This window comes from Pseudomonas sp. GW456-E7 (genome assembly GCF_059424105.1).
Window position 1 is genome coordinate 1 of record NZ_JBWKZB010000079.1, and the last position, 14,526, is coordinate 14,526.

14 protein-coding genes are annotated in these 14,526 nt (G+C 60.5%); 5 read left to right on the forward strand and 9 right to left on the reverse strand.

What is annotated here, in order from left to right:
• Positions 1 to 61: 61 nt before the first annotated feature.
• From AC07YV_RS28690 to AC07YV_RS28720, 7 genes are all read right to left on the reverse strand, one after another.
• Positions 62 to 1,477, reverse strand: a complete 1,416-nt coding sequence (locus tag AC07YV_RS28690; protein ID WP_102702661.1) for a sigma-54 interaction domain-containing protein — start codon at positions 1,475 to 1,477, stop codon at positions 62 to 64.
• Positions 1,478 to 1,623: 146 nt separating this feature from the next.
• Complete coding sequence (locus AC07YV_RS28695) at positions 1,624 to 3,201, reverse strand: ABC transporter ATP-binding protein (RefSeq protein WP_102702662.1); 1,578 nt, start codon at positions 3,199 to 3,201, stop codon at positions 1,624 to 1,626.
• Between the two features lie 13 nt (positions 3,202 to 3,214).
• Positions 3,215 to 4,237: an ABC transporter permease gene (locus AC07YV_RS28700; protein ID WP_102702663.1), complete on the reverse strand. Its 1,023-nt coding sequence runs from the start codon at positions 4,235 to 4,237 to the stop codon at positions 3,215 to 3,217.
• Positions 4,237 to 5,298, reverse strand: coding sequence for a microcin C ABC transporter permease YejB (locus AC07YV_RS28705; RefSeq protein ID WP_102702664.1), 1,062 nt, complete (start codon positions 5,296 to 5,298; stop codon positions 4,237 to 4,239). The genes AC07YV_RS28700 and AC07YV_RS28705 overlap by 1 nt, the downstream gene beginning before the upstream one ends.
• A complete protein-coding gene (locus AC07YV_RS28710) occupies positions 5,298 to 7,166 on the reverse strand; it encodes an extracellular solute-binding protein (RefSeq protein WP_102702665.1) in 1,869 nt (622 codons plus the stop codon). Before AC07YV_RS28710 ends, AC07YV_RS28705 begins: the two co-directional genes overlap by 1 nt.
• A 135-nt stretch (positions 7,167 to 7,301) precedes the next feature.
• Positions 7,302 to 7,583, reverse strand: a complete 282-nt coding sequence (locus AC07YV_RS28715; protein ID WP_007974703.1) for a peptidylprolyl isomerase — start codon at positions 7,581 to 7,583, stop codon at positions 7,302 to 7,304.
• A gap of 107 nt (positions 7,584 to 7,690) precedes the next feature.
• Complete coding sequence (locus tag AC07YV_RS28720; RefSeq protein WP_102702666.1) at positions 7,691 to 8,572, reverse strand: esterase/lipase family protein; 882 nt, start codon at positions 8,570 to 8,572, stop codon at positions 7,691 to 7,693.
• A gap of 337 nt (positions 8,573 to 8,909) precedes the next feature.
• Between AC07YV_RS28720 and AC07YV_RS28725 the strand changes: the two genes are divergently transcribed.
• The gene (locus tag AC07YV_RS28725; protein WP_102702667.1) at positions 8,910 to 9,974 is read left to right on the forward strand and encodes a hypothetical protein; all 1,065 of its coding nucleotides are present in this window, start codon (positions 8,910 to 8,912) and stop codon (positions 9,972 to 9,974) included.
• Positions 9,975 to 10,031: 57 nt separating this feature from the next.
• Here the strand turns inward: AC07YV_RS28725 and AC07YV_RS28730 are convergent, their stop codons facing one another.
• Both AC07YV_RS28730 and AC07YV_RS28735 read right to left on the reverse strand, forming a co-directional pair.
• Positions 10,032 to 11,111 carry a 3-deoxy-7-phosphoheptulonate synthase gene (locus AC07YV_RS28730; protein ID WP_102702668.1) on the reverse strand — a complete coding sequence of 360 codons (1,080 nt, stop codon included), beginning with the start codon at positions 11,109 to 11,111 and terminating at the stop codon, positions 10,032 to 10,034.
• Positions 11,112 to 11,448: 337 nt separating this feature from the next.
• Positions 11,449 to 11,577, reverse strand: a complete 129-nt coding sequence (locus AC07YV_RS28735; protein ID WP_256589904.1) for a hypothetical protein — start codon at positions 11,575 to 11,577, stop codon at positions 11,449 to 11,451.
• Positions 11,578 to 11,738: 161 nt separating this feature from the next.
• On the opposite strand from AC07YV_RS28735, the gene AC07YV_RS28740 reads away from it, so the two are divergent.
• The 4 genes from AC07YV_RS28740 to uvrC form a co-directional block, all read left to right on the forward strand.
• Complete coding sequence (locus AC07YV_RS28740) at positions 11,739 to 12,497, forward strand: carbon-nitrogen hydrolase family protein (protein WP_102702669.1); 759 nt, start codon at positions 11,739 to 11,741, stop codon at positions 12,495 to 12,497.
• Positions 12,497 to 12,931, forward strand: coding sequence for a GNAT family N-acetyltransferase (locus tag AC07YV_RS28745; protein ID WP_102702670.1), 435 nt, complete (start codon positions 12,497 to 12,499; stop codon positions 12,929 to 12,931). Before AC07YV_RS28740 ends, AC07YV_RS28745 begins: the two co-directional genes overlap by 1 nt.
• A 136-nt stretch (positions 12,932 to 13,067) precedes the next feature.
• Positions 13,068 to 13,709, forward strand: coding sequence for a response regulator transcription factor GacA (gene gacA, locus AC07YV_RS28750; protein ID WP_008015884.1), 642 nt, complete (start codon positions 13,068 to 13,070; stop codon positions 13,707 to 13,709).
• A 2-nt stretch (positions 13,710 to 13,711) separates the two neighbouring features.
• Positions 13,712 to 14,526, forward strand: an 815-nt coding sequence (gene uvrC, locus AC07YV_RS28755; protein WP_146025430.1) for an excinuclease ABC subunit UvrC, incomplete at its 3' end; no start/stop codon positions are given.

A 14,526-nucleotide genomic window follows, 5' to 3' on the forward strand; every position in this document is an offset into this window, starting at 1 on the left:
TTCCAGTGTGGGAGCGAGCTTGCTCGCGATGGTCTGTCTAACAAAGGAGATGTATGTCTCTTTATTGAGACTCTACAATCCCCAACGCCACCATCTTCTTGTACAAAGTCGACCGCCCCAACCCCAATCGCGCCGCCGCCTCAATGACCTTGCCCCCGCATTGCGCAAGGGTCGTTTCGATCAGTTGCCGGTCAAATCGCTCCCGCGCCGCACTGAAGGTTTCATGGGCAAAGGGCTCCGGGGCCAAGGGCGCCGCGCGCTCCACCGGCGTGAACGTACCAATCGCCGCGCGGATGTCCGCCGCTGTCAGGCGCAAGTCATCGCTGAGCAGCGCCGCCCGCTCCAGCACATTGCGCAATTCGCGGATGTTTCCCGGCCAGGCGTGTTGCCCCAGCAATTCCAGGGCTTCGTGGTGCAGTTCATGCTGGCTGCGCAGTTCCTCGAGAATCGCTTCACTGAGCGCCGGCACGTCATCGAGGCGGTCGCGCAGGGGCGGAACCTGGATCGGCAGCACGTTGAGTCGGTAGTACAAGTCGGCGCGGAACTCGCCGCGTTTGATCGCCGCTTCCAGGTCGGTCGAGGTCGCGGCGATCACCCGTACATCGCTCTGGATCACTTCATTGGACCCCACCGGTTCGAATTCCTTTTCCTGCAACACCCGCAGCAGTTTGCTTTGCAGGGGCAGCGGCATGTCGCCGATTTCGTCGAGGAACAAGGTGCCGCCCTGGGCGATCTGCAATTTGCCGGCACGCCCCTTGCGGTCGGCACCGGTGAACGCGCCGGGGGCGGTGCCGAAGAATTCGGCCTCCAGCAGTGATTCGGGAATCGCCGCGCTGTTGATACTGACAAACGCCTTGTGCGCGCGGGGCGAGGCATTGTGGATGGCCTGGGCCAACAACTCTTTGCCGGTACCGGTTTCGCCGAGCAGCAGAACCGGCGATTCGGTACTCGCACTGCGCCGGGCGCGGCGTTTGACTTCCAGGCTGGCGGCGCTGGTGCCGATGAAATGGGCGAAGTTGTATTTGGTCTGCCGCGCGCGCAGCAGCGAGCGGGTGGAGGCCAGTTCTTCCTGCATGCTCATGTAGCGCTTGAGCATCGGCGACAGGCTGCGCAGTTCGTCGAACAGGGCGAAACCGATGGCGCCGATGACCACGCCGGCGTCATCGTGAATCGGCAGGCGCATGACCACCAGCGGCTCTTTTGGGGTGTCTTGCATATCCAGCAGGATCGGCCGGCCGGTGCGCACCACTTCACGCAACAGGCTGCCGGGGATCACGCTTTCGCAGGGCTTGCCGATCGCCACTTGCGCCGATTGCAGGCCGAAGCGCCGGGCATAGCGCTCATTCATCCAGACGATGTTGGCATCGCGGTCGACAATCACCGTGCCTTCGCTCGATTGCTCGATGATTTCGAACAATGAACGGATCGCCAGCAGGCGAACGCGCTGGTAGTCCTTGAGGCTTTCGGTGGTGTTCATGGGGGCTGATCCTGATTATGTTTTGCCTGTGCCGGCCTCTTCGCGAGCAAGCCCGCTCCCACAGTTGATCTGTGTCGTTCACAAATCCCATGTGGGAGCGGGCTTGCTCGCGAAGGCCGCGCCTCGGTCCAACTTCATGCAACGGATTATGCCTGCCCCAACAATGCCGCCGCCAACAGCTCCTTGGTGTACGGATGCTGCGGTGAGTCAAACACCTCATGGCTGGCGCCGCGTTCTACCACCTTGCCGTCCTTGATCACGATCATGTCGTGGGCCAGGGCGCGCACCACCGCCAGGTCGTGGCTGATGAACAGGTAGGTCAAGCCATGTTTTTCCTGGAGCTGGCGGAGCAGGGCGACCACCTGTTTCTGCACCGTGCGGTCCAGCGCCGAGGTCGGTTCGTCGAGCAGGATCAGCGCAGGCTTGAGCACCAGCGCCCGGGCGATGGCGATGCGCTGGCGCTGACCACCGGAGAATTCGTGGGGATAGCGATGGCGGCTTTGCGGGTCGAGGCCGACTTCGCTCAGTGCGCGGATCACTTCGGCGTTGCACTCTTCGGTGCTCAACTGGCTGTGCACTTCCAGGCCTTCGCTGATGATCTGCGCCACCGACATTCGCGGGCTGAGGCTGCCAAAGGGGTCCTGGAACACCACCTGCATTTTCTTGCGCCACGGCCGCAGCTGTTTTTGTGTCAGGCCATCCAGCGCCTGGCCCTGAAAGTGGATGCTGCCTTCGGAATCGAGCAAGCGCAGGATCGCCTGACCGAGCGTGGACTTGCCGGAACCGGATTCACCGACAATGCCCAGGGTCTTGCCGCGCTGAATGTTCAGGCTGATGCCATCGACGGCACGCAGCCAGGTCTTGCGCTGGAACAGGCCGCCACTGACGGGAAACCGCACCTGCAGATCGTTCACCTCCAGTACGTTCTCGCGCTCGTCCCGGGGCAAGGCTTCACCCTCGGGTTCGGCGTGCAGCAATACGCAGCTGTAAGGGTGCTTCGGTTCGGTGAACAGGGTTTCGCACGGCGCCTGCTCGACGATTTCCCCGGCCTTCATCACGCACACGCGCTGGGCGATGCTGCGCACCAGGTTCAGGTCGTGGCTGATCAGCAGCAGTGACATGCCCAGCCGCTGTTGCAGGGACTTGAGCAGCAGCAGGATCTTGCGCTGCACCGTCACATCCAGCGCGGTGGTCGGTTCGTCGGCAATCAGCAGTTCCGGCTCGCACGCCAGGGCCATGGCAATCATCACTCGCTGGCGCTGGCCACCGGACAATTGATGGGGATAGGCCTTGAGGCGTTCCTCGGGTTTCTGGATGCCCACCAGGTGCAGCAGTTCAAGGATCCGCGCCTGCGCCGCTTTGCCCGCCAGGCCTTTGTGCACCAGCAAGGTTTCGCCGATCTGTTTTTCGATGCTGTGCAGCGGGTTCAGGGACGTCATCGGCTCCTGGAAGATCATCGCAATGCGATTGCCGCGCAGTTGTCGCAACTTGCCGGCATCGGCCCCCACCAGTTCCTGGCCGCGATAGCGGATGCTGCCGGTTGTTCGGGTATCGGTTTGCGGCAGCAGTTGCAGGATCGAGTGGGCCGTCACCGACTTGCCCGATCCCGATTCGCCCACCAGCGCCAGGCATTCGCCGGGGCGGATGTCCAGGCACAGGTTGCGCACCACGGTCTGGCCACTGAAGGCCACGCTGAGGTCACGGATTTCGATCAGGTTGGTCATTGCCGCCGTCCGCTCAAGATCTCGGATCGAAGGCGTCTCGCAACGCCTCGCCGATAAATACCAGTAAAGAAAGAATCAACGCCAGGGTGAAGAACGCCGTCAGGCCCAGCCACGGCGCTTGCAGGTTCTGCTTGCCCTGGCCGATCAGTTCACCCAGGGAAGCACTGCCCGCCGGCATGCCGAAGCCGAGGAAGTCCAGTGCCGTCAGGGTGGAAATCGCCCCGGTAAGAATAAATGGCAGGTAGCTCAAGGTCGCGTTCATGGCGTTGGGCAGAATGTGCCGGACGATGACTTTGCGGTCGGTCAGGCCCAGCGCGCGCGCGGCCTTGACGTATTCCAGGTTGCGTCCGCGCAGGAACTCGGCGCGCACCACGTCCACCAGGGCCAGCCATGAAAACAGTGCCATGATTCCCAGCAGCCACCAGAAATTCGGCTCTACGAAACCCGACAGGATGATCAGCAGGTACAGCACCGGCAACCCGGACCACACCTCCAGCAGGCGCTGGCCGAGCAAATCCACCCAGCCGCCGTAATAGCCTTGCAGGGCACCGGCCGCGATGCCGATCAGCGCGCTGACAAACGTCAACATCAAGGCAAACAGGATCGACACCCGGGCGCCGAAGATCACCCGGGCCAGAACGTCCCGTGCCTGGTCGTCGGTGCCTAGCCAGTTGACGCTGGTGGGCGGGCTGGGGGCGGGTTTGTTCAGTTCATAGTTGGGCGTGTCGTCACTGAACGGAATCGGTGGAAACAGCAACCAGCCGCCATCCTTCTTGATCAGTTGCTGTACGTAGTCGCTGCGGTAGTCGGCCTGGAACGGCAGTTGCCCGCCGAACTCCTGTTCGGTGTGGCGCTTGAACACCGGGAAGTACCACTGGCCTTGATAGCTGACCATCAGCGGTTTGTCGTTGGCGATCAGTTCGCCGCCCAAGGTCATCAGGAACAGGCCGACAAACAGCCAGAGCGACCACCAGCCCCGACGGTTTTTCTTGAAACGCTCGAAGCGCCGACGCGCCAGCGGTGAAAGCTTGAGCATCAGGCGTTCCTCGCGGCGAAGTCGATACGCGGGTCGACCAGGGTGTAGCAGAGGTCGCCGACCAGTTTTATCAAAAGACCGAACAGGGTGAAGATGAACAACGAGCCGAACACCACCGGATAGTCCCGGGATACCGCTGCTTCGTAACTCATGCGGCCCAGGCCGTCGAGGGAGAAGATCACTTCGATCAGCAGGGAGCCGGCAAAAAACACACTGATGAACGCCTGGGGAATGCCCGACACCACCAGCAGCATGGCGTTGCGGAACACGTGTCCATAGAGCACCCGTCGTTCACTCAAACCCTTGGCCCGGGCAGTGACCACGTACTGGCGGGTGATTTCATTGAGGAACGAGTTCTTGGTCAGGATGGTCAGCGTGGCGAAACCGCCAATCACCAGTGCGGTGACCGGCAACACCAGATGCCAGAAGTAATCGGCCACTTTGCCAATGGTCGACAGCGATTCGAAGTTGTCCGAGACCAGTCCGCGAACGGGGAACCAGTTCAGCGAAGTGCCGCCGGCAAACACCACGATCAGGAACATCGCAAACAGGAACGCCGGCATGGCATAGCCGATGATGATCGCGGTACTGCTCCAGATGTCGAAGTGGCTGCCATGGTGCACGGCCTTGCGGATGCCCAGGGGAATGGACACCAGGTAAGTGATCAGCGTCGCCCAGAGTCCGAGGGAAATGGTCACGGGCATTTTCTCGAGGATCAGGTCGGTGACGGTGGCACCGCGGAAGAAACTCTTGCCGAAGTCCAGGCGCGCGTAGCTGGTGAGCATCAGCCAGAGGCGTTCGTGTGCCGGTTTATCGAAGCCGTACTGTTTTTCAATGTCCTTGATCAGCTGCGGATCGAGCCCGCGACTGGCCCGGGACTTGCCGCTCATGGATTCGCCGGAACCGCCGCCAACCGCAGCGCCACCAATGCCTTGCAGGTGTGCGATGGCCTGTTCGACCGGCCCGCCCGGCGCGGCCTGGACGATGACAAAGTTGACCAGAAGAATGATCACCAGCGTCGGAATGATCAGCAGCAGGCGCCGCAGTATGTAAGCCCACATCAGTGCGGCCCTCCGGGTTTGCCACGGCTGATACGCTCGGCCGTCATCTGTTGGTTGGTCAATGGCGTGGTGCTCATCTCCCACCAGCTCTCGATGGCTTCGTCATTGCTCGCTTGCACATTCGGGATGCCGAAGCGGTTCCACCACACCGTCGAGGTGCCCGGCGGGTAATAGTTGGGAATCCAGTAGTAATTCCATTGCAGCACCCGGTCCAGGGCATGGGCGTAATGCAGCATGTCGGCCTGGGTATTGGCCTTGATCAGCCCGGTGATCAGGGTGTCCACGGCCGGGTTCTTCAACACCATGTAGTTGTTGGAACCCGGGTCGGTGGCCGCCTCGGAACCGAAGTAATTGAGCAGTTCGCCTCCCGGAGAGGTGGTGACGGGGTAGCCGGTGACGATCATGTCGTAGTCGCGGCTCATCAGGCGATTGACGTACTGGGACGAGTCGATGCGGCGGATATTGAGGTCGATGCCGATCTGTTTCAGCGTGCGTTTATAGGGCAGCAGTAGACGGTCCATGCCGTTCTGGCTGACCAGGAAGGTGAAGCTCAGCGGCTCGCCTTCGGCATTGACCAGTTGGTCGCCATCGGGTTTCCAGCCGGCCTGTTCGAGCAAGTCCAGGGCCTGTAGCTGCTTGTCGCGTATCACGCCGCTGCCATCGGTCTTCGGCGCCTCGAACACCTGGGTGAAGACTTCGTCGGGAATCTGCCCGCGCAGCGGTTCGAGAATCGCCAGCTCCCCGGCATCCGGCAGTTGCCGGGCGGCGAGATCGGTATTGGAGAAAAAGCTCTGCTGGCGGATGTACATGTCGCGCATCATCTGCCGGTTGCTCCACTCGAAGTCCCACAGCATCACCAGCGCCTGGCGCACGCGACGGTCCTGGAACATCGGCTTTTGCAGATTGAACACAAAACCCTGGGCCGGCTGCGGCGCCTCGGTGGCGAGGTGGGCCTTTTGCAGACGACCGTCGCTCAGGGCGGGGCTGTCATAGCCGATGGAATAACCGGTGGCGGAAAATTCCCGGTTGTAATCATAGGCGCCACCGCGCAGGACCTGGCGCGCCACGTCGGTATCGCCGAAGTACTCGATGCTGAAATGATCGAAGTTGTACAGGCCACGGCTGACCGGCAGGTCCTTGCCCCACCAGTCGGGATTGCGCTCGAAGGTGATGCTGCGCCCGGAATCGATCTTGCCGACTTTATACGGGCCGCTGCCCAACGGTGCTTCATAGCCGCCGCCACCGGCGAAATCGCGAGTCTTCCACCAGTGTTCGGGAAACACCGGCAGGGTCGCGATATCCAGCGGCAGGGTGCGATTTTCGTTGTTCTTGAAATCGAAGCGGATAGTCAGCGGCGATTCCACTTCGACGCCTTTGACGTCGGCGAACTGGGTGCGGTAACGCAGGCTGCCCTGGGTCATCAGCAGGTCGAAGGTATAACGCACGTCTTCGGCGGTAATGGCTTTGCCATCGGCAAAACGCGCCTTGGGGTTGAGGTAAAAACGCAGTGACAGGCCGTCCTCGGAACGCTCCATCTTCTCTGCCACCAGGCCGTACACGGTGTACGGCTCGTCCAGCGAGCGCTGGGCCAGCGGCGAATAGAGCAAACCGTCGATCTGGGTGACGCCGATGCCTTTGTCGATGTAAGGCAAAACGTGGTCGAACTGCCCGATTTCGATCGCCGATCGGCGCATCGTGCCGCCTTTGGGGGCCAGCGGATTGGTGTAGGCGAAATGACTGAAGCCGGCAGGGTATTTTGCCGGTTCGCCGTACACGGTCATTGCCGGTTGCGGTGCCGCATTCACGCCCGCGGCACCCGACAGCAGGGCCACGGCCGTGAACAACAAGGTAGGGAAAGCCAGTCGCATTGTCAGCCTTAGAGCCGGGTGGTCGTTAACGACAATTTGTACGCTAGCGGCGCGTCCCTCGCCAGCCGAATTACGCGTGGGAAACACAACGGCCCACCAAAAGGCGGGCCGTTGTGTGAATAGCTCAAGCGTCGATCAGTCCTGACGGCTGGTCACTTCCAGCAGGTGGTAACCGAACTGGGTCTTGACCGGGCCCTGGACCACGTTGAGCGGTGCGCTGAAGACCACGGTGTCGAATTCCTTGACCATCTGGCCTGGACCGAACGAACCCAGATCACCGCCCTGGCGGCTGGAAGGGCAGGTGGAGTTTGCCTTGGCAACGTCGGCGAAATCGGCGCCAGCCTCGATTTGGGCCTTGAGTTCGTTGCACTTGGCTTCCGAGGCAACAAGGATGTGACGGGCAGTGGCTTTGGCCATGGGAAAATACTCCTTTCAATATTCGGTAAAATGCGGAGCCTACCGGATTCAGTGATCTATTTCTCCTCAAAGTTCCGTTCCATTCGCGATCCACGGCAGGTAGCCGCTCAAAGGCCGGCGGCGCTCAAGCGCTCGGCATGCTGGACATACAGTTCAATCGGGTCGACACCTGTGCGCAACTGGCCGGTCGGTTGGCCAAGGGTGTCCAGATGAGCCAGCGCATAGTCGGAACGGATAACCGTACCCAGATGAGAACTGAAGCGACCGACCAGGCCGTCGTTCTGCCCGGCTTCCGTGACGAAATAGCCGGAAAGGGCGCGACAGAAAGCGTTGAGCGGATCGAGCGCATTGAGCCCTTCCTTGAGCACATTCGACTGCAGCACGCCGCTCCACGAGTAGTAACGAACACCGTTGACCCGTTCGCGCCCCTCGCCACCCCAGGTGGCGGGCAGCCCTTGCGGGTATTTGTCGTTGAATGCGCCTACGCCCTCGGTGGTCAATGCATTGAGGGCGGCAATGGCGTTCTGCGGCTGGTATTGGTTGTCGCTCAAGGTTGCGAGGAAGTCGGCAAAGAGGGTCACCACCGCCTCGGCCACATGTTCCGGCAGACGGCCCGGTGTCAATGCCTTGCGCAGGAAGTCGGCGAGCTCCGAGCCATGGTTCGGCCCGCTGACGGACGTCACCGATGCCACACAGTGTGGCGCAACCGCTGCGGCATAACGTGCGGCCAGTGCACCCTGGCTATGGCCGATGAGGTTGACTTTGGGCGTACCGGTTCCTTCCAGTACCCGCTCGATCTGCATGAGCAATTGGTTACCGCGTACTTCGTTGTCGTGGATGGCCGACAAGTGGGGAACGAACACCCTTGCTCCGGCGTTCCTCAGCGCCTGCCTGATGTCGTGAAACAGCTCGAACTTGCCGATTCTTTCGAAGCCGAAAAGGCCGTGGATCAGCAGTATTGGATAACGAGTGCTTGCATTCCTTTGCATATTCACACCTTTGCACAGAAGTTCGTCGGGACTGCATGGCGCTTCACTCTAAAACACTCGAGGTTGGCGCGATGTATGAAAAGTCCGTCGGAACCTCCGGAAAGCGGAATAGAGCAAGTGCGAATGCTCAAGATTTTCTGAGGCTTTGTCGGAATCGTTTGTCGATTTTTCACGGCAATCAGCTGGCTCTTGATCAAAGACCTACTTCACATGTATCGACTTTCCGAGCGAGGCTGAGTGAGAGGCCGACATCACGGCGAATAGTCGTGAGGTTAAATAGGCGTCATCCACAGCCGGCCACCCGTTCGGTGTTTATTCCAGGGAATGGAGCGAATGAATGACTGTTTATGAACCCGACACCTTGAATCTCGTACTGCAACCCTTGCCACCGCCCGTACTGGAGCAGGCGGAAAACGGCGTTCTGAACCCCTCTGACCGAAAAGCCGTGATCAGGGTCCGCCCTTACCCAGGCATGACCTGCGGGGACAAATTGCTATTGAATTGGGCGGGGCTGGATGCCGATGGCCTCGCCTGCAATCATCAGGTGACGCGTTTTGTCAGTGACGAGCGGGTCGGCGAGGACATGATCTTTGCCGTGGGTAGCGCTTATATCGAGGCGCTCGACGGTGGTTCACTCGAAATCAGCTACTCGCTCCTGAGCGGTCGTTTTACCGGGCTCGTGCATTCCGATCGTTTACAGCTATGTGTGGGTGATGTGCAGTCAGACCTGTTACCCGCGACGGTGAACGACGCGGTGGGTAGAACGCTTGATCCGGATCGGGTCAAGGAAGGGGCGATCGTTACAATCAAACCCTATGCGCGCATGACGGCGGGCGACTGGGTGTTGCTGACCTGGGCTGGCGTTTCGGTCGAAGCAAGTTTCAGTGATGCACTCAAGGTCGAGTCCTTTGCGGTGGGAGGCGAACTGTCGTTTTGGGTCAGTCCGGAGTGCGTTGCGCTCAATCTGGGTTCGACGGTTTCCGTCGATTATTGCGTCAAGCAAGCAGGGCATGTCCCTCGTTACTCTGAAGTAACGGCACTGATGATTGGCAAGATGGAGCGGGGACCACTGCCAGCCCCCATGGTGCTGGAAGCCGACGAAGGTTGGGTGGATCTGCTTGATGCGCAGGATGGCGTGACCGTCGTCATCGAAAACCCCAAGGCTGAAAAAGGGGAGCTGGTTTGCCTGAGATGCGACGGGGAGAAATTCAATCACTGTGACGAGCGCGAAATCACCAGAGACACCGCGGGTGAGCCGTTGATATTCATCGTTCCCTACCGGTTCTGGAGGGAGCATCGGGATTCTGCGATCCGTGTTTCCTGTTCGGTCGAACGTCTTGATGACACCTCTCAGCAATCCGGGGTGACGCGGGTTCAGGTGCAATCCCTGATGGGGCATTGATCGCCATTTGCCCTCCAGTCTTCGCATGAAGGCCGGAGGGCGGACAGGTGATGCCGGTTATTGGGCGTTGTCTTGCGCTCGCAGCCGACCTGCCGCTTCAAGCAACAGCTGTTCTGTCCCGGCCCAACCAAGGCAGCCATCGGTCACTGACACACCGTATTGCATTGACGAACTCAACGGCTGACAGCCCTCGAACAAATGGCTCTCGATCATCATGCCGATCAGCGAACGATCACCTTGCAGACGCTGTTCAAGCACATCGTTGAACACGGCCGGCTGGCGCAACGGGTCTTTGCCGCTGTTGGCGTGACTGCAATCGACCATGATCCGGGCCGGAATCCTGAGTCGGGCCAAGTCACTGTTCACCCGGGCGATACTGGCGCTGTCGTAGTTCGGTCCGCGATGGCCGCCGCGCAATACCAGGTGAGTGTCCGCATTGCCCGGGGTTTGAATGATCGCCGGATGTCCCTGGCTGTCGACACCGAAATGGCGATGGGGATGGGCGGCGGAACGCATGGCATCGCTGGCGACAGCGACACCGCCGTCAGTCCCGTTCTTGAACCCGACAGGCATGCCCAGGCCGCTGGCCATTTCCCGATGGATCTGCGATTCCGTGGTCCGGGCGCCGATCGCCACCCAGCTCAACAGGTCATCGAAGTAGCCGGCGGCCATCGGTTGCAGCAGTTCAGTGGCGACGGGCAAACCCAGGCGGAGCATTTCACGCATCAGCTCGCGGGACAGCGTCAGGCCGGCGGCCATGTCATCGCTGCCATCCAGGTGCGGGTCGTAGGCCAGGCCTTTCCATCCAACCGTGGTACGGGGTTTTTCGACGTAGGCGCGCATCACCAGGAGCATTTCGTCGCTGACTTCGGTGGCGAGGCGGGCAAGATTGCCGGCGTATTCGAGGGCTGATTCCGGATCGTGGATCGAGCATGGGCCTACGATGACCAGCAGACGGGAGTCTTCACCGTTGAGGATCGCGCGAACCGCCTGGCGGTGGGTGGCGACTTGCTGGGTCAGGAGGTTGCCGAGGGGCAATTGCTGTTTGAGTTGCAATGAGCTGGGCAGACGCAGGGTCAGCGCTTCATTGGCAGGGCTCAAGGTGGACAGCGGCAGTGCGGAGACGGACGAGTTCATATTCAAGGCTTCCTGGGCTGGTGGCGGGTTCGTGCCCGCGCGCTCGGCCCTACTGGGGTGTTCGACAATTGGCCAGACTGGCTGTGTGTGTGCGCTTGCCACCTGTGGGTGACCGATCGGAGGCGGCAGGCTGTCCCGAGCGGAGGGTGGTAAATCGCCAGGCGGTAAAACTGTCGTAACGGTAATAAGTGGCGTAGTTCATGTTGTGAATCCTCTTAATGTCTGGTGTGTCGCTAGAAATGTTGGGGCTGAAAAAACAAAACCCCCGGTCGGGAGGCCGACCGGGGGTTGAGAATTCTCTGGTGGCGACCCGTTTAAAGTGGGCGCCGTGTGGGTATCAGGCGCGCCAGTGGCTAAACCAATACCCAAAATAAAAGCTGACCGGAGCACAACCGTCGTTCACCCGGGCAGCCGCAACCGAGCGCAGGGCGCTGGCGGTACGAAGCTGTGAGAGGGTGTTGAACATGGTCTGTCTCCGATGGATGGACCGAGCTTACTAGAGGCCGGTGCGCAGATTCAATCGGAAAATGCTATTGGCCGGCGACAGGGTTTTCTATCGCTTGAGTGGCCTGAGGGTTGTGACAAACTCTGCGTCTGTTCAAGAACGCATCGACACAAGGACGCTTCATGTTACCGCTGACCATCGCCGCAGCCCAATCGATCTCCATCGCCGCAGACCTTGCCGGCAATATCGCCAGGCACCAACGCTTCATCGCGGCAGCCGCGGAGCAGGGCGTGCAGTTGCTGGTGTTCCCAGAACTGTCGCTGACCGGTTACGAACGCGGGCTCGCGGCCGAGTTGGCCATTGTGCCGGATGCCGCCATCCTGAAACCGCTGCGGGACGTCGCCCGGGCAGTCGGTGTGACGGCGGTTGTCGGTATGCCGATTCGGCTGCCGGATAACCCGTCGGTCCTGATCGGTGCACTGGTGCTGGGGGCCGATGGTTCGCTTGGGGTCTACAGCAAGCAGCATCTGCATCCTGGGGAAGAAGTGGCGTTTGCACCGGGCGCCGGGGGCGAGCCCCTGACCATCGGGACAGACACGATTGCACTGGCGGTCTGCGCCGACTTTTCCCACGCCAGCCATGCCGCTGCTGCGGCGTGCCAGGGTGCAGGTGTCTACGCCGCAGGCGTGCTGATCACGGAAAACGGCTACGTCGCCGATACCGCGTTGCTGCAAGGCTATGCCGCGGAGCACTCCATGGTGGTGTTGATGGCCAATCATGGTGGCGCGACAGGTGGCTGGGCGTCGGCAGGACGCAGCGCGATCTGGGCCTCGGACGGTTTGTTGATTGCCGCCGCCAGCGGTACCGGTAGCCAGATGGTTGTGGCCCGGCGCAACAGCGAGGGCTGGAGCGGGGAAGTCGTCGCCGTGGAGCAGGCGTGATGGACTGCGCATGGCGTGTGGCCACGCCAGAGGACCTGGCCTTCGCCCGCCATCTGACCTGTCAAAACATGCTGCGCTACTACATTCGGCACGAGCTGATGTGGCAGGACGAAGCTTTTGACGTGGCTTGGGCAGGGCGGGACAGCCGCGTGCTGGCAAGCGGCGATCAGTGGCTGGGTTATGTGAGCTTGAGCCGTGATGCCAGAGCGTTGTACATCCGCGAACTGCAGGTCGTCGAAGCGTTTCGCGGGCAGGGCATTGGTTCCTGGGCAATCGATCAGGTACTGTCGGTCGCGCGCCAGGAGCGGCGACCGGCGTTACGCTTGACGGTTTTTGAAGATAACCCGGCGCGGGCGTTGTACGAGCGCAAAGGATTCACGGTGGTGGGTACGGATGAATGTTTCCTGAGAATGCAGCTTGATATCAGTCCATGACATTGCCGCAACGCGCTTGCGACTGGCCTTTCAAGATGAATTGAAACTTTTAATCTGATGCTTTCCGCTAGGTCTGCCAGATGCTTTTTGCTAAGGTGTCTGGCAACCCAATAAGACCATATCGCGAGGTGTCTGCTTGATTAGGGTGCTAGTAGTCGATGACCATGATCTCGTTCGTACAGGCATTACACGAATGCTGGCTGACATCGATGGCCTGCAAGTAGTCGGCCAGGCCGAGTCGGGTGAAGAATCCCTGCTCAAGGCGCGTGAGCTGAAACCCGATGTGGTGTTGATGGACGTCAAGATGCCGGGTATCGGCGGTCTTGAGGCCACTCGCAAATTATTGCGCAGTCATCCGGATATCAAGGTCGTCGCGGTGACCGTGTGTGAAGAGGACCCGTTTCCTACGCGGCTGTTGCAAGCCGGTGCGGCAGGATACCTGACCAAGGGGGCAGGTTTGCCGGAAATGGTCCAGGCCATTCGCCTGGTGTTCGCCGGGCAACGCTACATCAGCCCGCAAATTGCCCAGCAACTGGCGATCAAGTCCTTCCAGCCCACCAACGACTCGCCTTTCGATGCCCTGTCCGAGCGGGAAATCCAGATCGCGCTGATGATCGTCGGCTGCCAGAAAGTACAGATCATTTCCGACAAATTGTGCCTGTCCCCGAAAACCGTGAACACCTACCGTTACCGCATCTTCGAAAAGCTTTCGATCAGCAGTGATGTCGAGTTGACGCTGTTGGCGGTGCGTCATGGCATGGTCGACGCCAGCCTCTGAAAATGACCGAAACCTTTGATCCGAGCGCCTTTCTGTCGACCGTCAGCGGCCGCCCAGGCGTGTACCGCATGTTCGACAGCGAAGCGCGGTTGCTTTACGTCGGCAAGGCGAAAAACCTCAAGAATCGCCTGTCGAGTTATTTTCGCAAGACCGGTCTTGCCCCCAAGACCGCCGCACTGGTCGCGCGTATCGCCCAGGTTGAAACGACGATCACCGCCAACGAAACCGAAGCCTTGCTGCTCGAGCAGACGCTGATCAAGGAATGGCGCCCGCCCTATAACATCCTGCTGCGCGACGACAAATCCTACCCCTATGTCTATCTCTCCGACGGAGAGTTTCCGCGCCTGAGCATTCATCGCGGTGCGAAAAAGGCCAAGGGCAAGTATTTCGGTCCTTACCCCAGCGCCGGCGCGATCCGCGAAAGCCTGAGCCTGCTGCAAAAGACGTTTTTCGTTCGGCAATGTGAAGACAGCTATTACAAGAACCGCACCCGTCCTTGCCTGCAATACCAGATCAAACGCTGCAAGGCGCCCTGCGTCGGGCTGGTGGAACCCCAGGTGTACGCCGAAGATGTGCGCCACTCGGTGATGTTTCTTGAGGGGCGCAGCAATGCGCTGACTGACGAGTTGTCTGCCGGGATGGAGGAGGCCGCGATCAATCTGGAGTTCGAGCGAGCGGCCGAGCTGCGGGACCAGATTGCTTTGCTGCGCCGGGTCCAGGACCAACAGAGCATGGAAGGCGGGACCGGGGACGTCGATGTGATCGCCGCGTTCGTCAATCCAGGCGGTGCCTGTGTGCACTTGATCAGCGTGCGGGG

What these genes read in the sequence shown, in the direction of transcription:
- AC07YV_RS28690 (WP_102702661.1), bottom strand. Translation starts at nt 1,477, where the DNA reads ATGAACACCACCGAAAGCCTCAAGGACTACCAGCGCGTTCGCCTGCTG.
- AC07YV_RS28695 (WP_102702662.1), bottom strand. Translation starts at nt 3,201, where the DNA reads ATGACCAACCTGATCGAAATCCGTGACCTCAGCGTGGCCTTCAGTGGC.
- AC07YV_RS28700 (WP_102702663.1), bottom strand. Translation starts at nt 4,237, where the DNA reads ATGCTCAAGCTTTCACCGCTGGCGCGTCGGCGCTTCGAGCGTTTCAAG.
- AC07YV_RS28705 (WP_102702664.1), bottom strand. Translation starts at nt 5,298, where the DNA reads ATGTGGGCTTACATACTGCGGCGCCTGCTGCTGATCATTCCGACGCTG.
- AC07YV_RS28710 (WP_102702665.1), bottom strand. Translation starts at nt 7,166, where the DNA reads ATGCGACTGGCTTTCCCTACCTTGTTGTTCACGGCCGTGGCCCTGCTG.
- AC07YV_RS28715 (WP_007974703.1), bottom strand. Translation starts at nt 7,583, where the DNA reads ATGGCCAAAGCCACTGCCCGTCACATCCTTGTTGCCTCGGAAGCCAAG.
- AC07YV_RS28720 (WP_102702666.1), bottom strand. Translation starts at nt 8,572, where the DNA reads ATGCAAAGGAATGCAAGCACTCGTTATCCAATACTGCTGATCCACGGC.
- AC07YV_RS28725 (WP_102702667.1), top strand. Translation starts at nt 8,910, where the DNA reads ATGACTGTTTATGAACCCGACACCTTGAATCTCGTACTGCAACCCTTG.
- AC07YV_RS28730 (WP_102702668.1), bottom strand. Translation starts at nt 11,111, where the DNA reads ATGAACTCGTCCGTCTCCGCACTGCCGCTGTCCACCTTGAGCCCTGCC.
- AC07YV_RS28735 (WP_256589904.1), bottom strand. Translation starts at nt 11,577, where the DNA reads ATGTTCAACACCCTCTCACAGCTTCGTACCGCCAGCGCCCTGCGCTCG.
- AC07YV_RS28740 (WP_102702669.1), top strand. Translation starts at nt 11,739, where the DNA reads ATGTTACCGCTGACCATCGCCGCAGCCCAATCGATCTCCATCGCCGCA.
- AC07YV_RS28745 (WP_102702670.1), top strand. Translation starts at nt 12,497, where the DNA reads ATGGACTGCGCATGGCGTGTGGCCACGCCAGAGGACCTGGCCTTCGCC.